Raw genomic sequence first — 3,670 nt, forward strand, 5'->3', positions numbered from 1 at the left:
GGATAAATATGAAAGTATTTTTTAATTTAGCTTGGTTTTTTAAACAAGAAAAACGAGCGTACATAATTGGAATTATTATGTTATTTGGTGTCGCGCTTCTTGAACTTGTAGCGCCAAGGGTACTAGGAATTGTAGTAGATGAAATTAATAATGGAACATTAACATCTGAAAAATTGTTGAACTGGGTTATTCTATTAGTAGTTGTAGGAATGACGATGTATATATTACGTTACTTATGGCGTATTATGATTTTTGGATCTTCTTTAAAACTAGCTCGTCAATTGCGAAAGAATTTATATGAACATTTTACAAAGATGAGCCCATCCTTTTATCAATCACGTCGTACGGGCGATTTGATGGCACATGCGACAAATGATATTCAGGCGATTCAGCAAACTGCTGGGTCAGGTGTGTTAACACTCGTTGATTCATTAGCTGTTGGAGGATGTGTACTCGTAGCGATGGGGTTTACAATTAGCTGGAAGTTAACGTTATTAAGTTTAATTCCGATGCCAATTGTAGCTATTTCTACAAATTATTATGGAACTTTATTGCATAGAAGATTTCATAAAGCGCAGCAATCGTTTTCTGAAATCAATGATAAAGTACAAGAAAGTATGAGTGGGATGAAGGTAATTCGCTCACTTGGACAAGAGAAAGAGGATTTACAAGCGTTTCGGAAAAAATCGGAAGATGTCGTACATAAAAATATGTTAGTTGCACGTATTGACTCGTTATTCGATCCAACGATTTCCTTAATTGTCGGATTTTCATTTTTAATCGCAATTTGTTACGGATCATTATTAGTCGTACGGGGTGAATTAACTGTAGGGGAATTGGTAACATTTACAACATACTTAGGGACTCTTGTATGGCCAATGTTAGCTTTTGGATGGCTATTTAATATTATGGAGCGTGGACGTGCTTCGTATGATCGTGTGGAGAAAATACTTTCACAAACTTCGGATGTAGTGAATAAGGAAAATGCTATACATGCTATAGCAAGTGGTGATGTCTCGTTTGCTGTTGATTCGTTTTCTTATAAAAAGAATGAACTATTAAACTTAAAAGATATTTACTTTAATTTAAGAAAAGGTGAAACGTTAGGAATTGTCGGGCGTACCGGTGCAGGGAAGACGACGTTATTAAAATGTTTAATTCGCGAGTATGACCACTTTAATGGTGAATTAAAAGTTGGTGAGCGGGATATTCGAGATTTAACACTTCACGGTGTACGCTCTGCAATTTCATACGTACCGCAAGATCATTTTTTATTTTCAGCGAGTATTGGGGAGAACATTGCTTTTGGAAAGGCCGATGCTACATATAAAGAAATTAGCAGGGCTGCTGAGATTGCTTGTATTCATAATGATATTATTCAATTTTCGGAAGGATATGACACGGTAGTAGGTGAAAGAGGGGTTTCGCTATCAGGAGGCCAAAAACAGCGGATTTCAATTGCACGTGCGTTATTAACGAATGCTGAAATTTTAATTTTAGATGATTGTTTATCAGCTGTAGATGCAAAAACAGAAGAAACTATATTAACTGCATTGAAACGAGAAAGAGCAGAAAAAACGACGATTATTACTGCGCACCGTTTAAGTGCGATTCAGCATGCAAATCTTATTCTTGTTATTGATGAAGGTAAGGTTATGCAGCGAGGAACACATGAACAACTAATGAACGAAAATGGTTGGTATAAAGAAATGTATGAAAGCCAGCAGTTAGAGGCGTTGGTAGAGAAAGGAGGCGTATGATGGCTGAGAAAAAGCGGAGTGATTTAAGGAGATTGCTTTCTTATATGAGACCATATAAAGGATTATTAGCATTAGCATTTTTATTTCTAGTTGGCGCAACTGTAACTGAAATGATGGGTCCTTTTTTAATTAAACAATTTCTTGATGAACACTTAGTACCACGTAACTTTGAACAATCAGCACTTGTAACTCTATTTGTAGTGTATATTATTGCTCACTTATTAAAAGTATTATTTACGTATTTAGACTTATTGTACTTTCAAAATATCGCTTTTAAGATTGTTCAAGATATGCGAGTTGAAGTGTATGACCATGTTCAAAAATTGTCATTAAGTTTCTTTGATCGTACGCCGATTGGTACACTTGTATCTCGTATAACGAATGATACGGAAGCGATTAAGGATTTTTATGTTAGTGTACTATCAACATTCGTGAAAAATGTAGTCTTTTTAGTGGGGATTTTAGTAGCGATGTTTTTACTAGATGTAAAATTAGCGCTATTCTCTCTCATATTAATTCCAATTATGTTTGCGATTATGGTGCTGTATCGACGGAAAAGTGCAGCTTTTTATTTAGAGGTACGTAATCAACTGAGTGTATTAAATGCAAAGTTAAATGAGTCCATTCAAGGGATGAATATTGTTCAAGTGTTCCGGCAAGAAAAGCGGATGAGAAAAGAGTTTGAAGAAGTGAACAACAAGCATTATAGTGCTGGACGTCGTACATTGAAATTAGATGCATTACTTTTACGTCCAGCAACAGATCTTGTTCATATTGTAGCAATTGCGTTAGTTCTTGGTTTATTTGGAATTGACGCTTTAAAGAGTCCTGTTGAAGTAGGGGTTTTATATGCTTTCGTTAACTATATTCATCGTTTCTTCCAGCCGGTAAATGAGATGATGATGAAACTATCTTTCTTCCAACAAGCGCTCGTTTCATCATCGCGTGTATTTCATTTAATGGACGATAAAGATTTAGCTCCTGTTCAAATGGGGAGTGAAAATCCACGAGTAGTTAACGGGGAAATTCAGTTTAAAGATGTTACTTTTTCATATGATGGAAAGCGTGACGTTTTAAAAAATGTATCTTTTCACGTAAAGCCAGGACAAACGGTTGCTTTCGTTGGACACACTGGTAGTGGTAAGAGTACAATTATGAATTTATTAATGAGATTTTACAATATTAAATCAGGTAATATTGTAATAGACGGAGTGGGTTTAGAGAAGTTTGAAGAACAAGAAATTCGAAAGAAAATTGGTCTTGTGCTGCAAGATGCATTTTTATTTGCTGGAAATGTAAAGCAAAACATTCGTATGTATAATGAAGAGATAACGGATGAAGAGATAGAAGAAGCAGCGCGATTTGTGCAAGCGAATACGTTTATTGAAAAATTATCGGAGCAGTATGATACAGAAGTTGTCGAGAGAGGAGCTGCGTTTTCTAGTGGTCAAAGGCAATTAATTGCTTTTGCTAGAACGATAGCAACTAATCCGAAAGTATTAGTGTTAGATGAAGCGACGGCAAATATTGATACAGAAACAGAGGAGGCGATCCAAACGGCATTGCAGCAAATGCGAAAAGGTAGAACAACGATAGCGATTGCACACAGATTGTCTACAATCCAAGATGCGAATCAAATATTTGTTATGCATGAAGGGGAAATCATAGAAAGAGGAACACATCAAGAGTTGCTTAGTGAACAAGGACTTTACTACAATATGTACTTACTACAAAATAAAGGGAGTTTGCAACAGGCCTTGTAATTATAAGGTCTGTTTTTAATTCATTGAAGTAGTAAAAGTATGCAATGAAATTTCTTGTGGACAATAAAGTGGTATTTTGCTTAAGGTGCTTTTTTATGAAAAATATATAATTTTTACAAAGTATATATTGATAACATAGTATAATGT

The 3,670-nt window shown here is 35.3% G+C and carries 2 protein-coding genes; both read left to right on the plus strand.

Features of this window, described 5'->3' with window-relative positions; all coding sequences use genetic code 11:
• The first annotated feature begins 8 nt into the window (after window positions 1-8).
• Window positions 9-1,760, plus strand: coding sequence for an ABC transporter transmembrane domain-containing protein (locus AB3X48_RS19260; RefSeq protein ID WP_002160872.1), 1,752 nt, complete (start codon window positions 9-11; stop codon window positions 1,758-1,760).
• Window positions 1,760-3,523 carry an ABC transporter ATP-binding protein gene (locus AB3X48_RS19265; RefSeq protein ID WP_246908647.1) on the plus strand — a complete coding sequence of 588 codons (1,764 nt, stop codon included), beginning with the start codon at window positions 1,760-1,762 and terminating at the stop codon, window positions 3,521-3,523. The genes AB3X48_RS19260 and AB3X48_RS19265 overlap by 1 nt, the downstream gene beginning before the upstream one ends.
• The last annotated feature ends 147 nt before the right edge of the window (window positions 3,524-3,670 follow it).

The organism is Bacillus sp. S4 (genome assembly GCF_040838205.1).
GTDB classification, from domain to species: Bacteria; Bacillota; Bacilli; order Bacillales; family Bacillaceae_G; genus Bacillus_A; species Bacillus_A cereus_U.

What these genes read in the sequence shown, in the direction of transcription:
- AB3X48_RS19260 (WP_002160872.1), top strand. Translation starts at nt 9, where the DNA reads ATGAAAGTATTTTTTAATTTAGCTTGGTTTTTTAAACAAGAAAAACGA.
- AB3X48_RS19265 (WP_246908647.1), top strand. Translation starts at nt 1,760, where the DNA reads ATGGCTGAGAAAAAGCGGAGTGATTTAAGGAGATTGCTTTCTTATATG.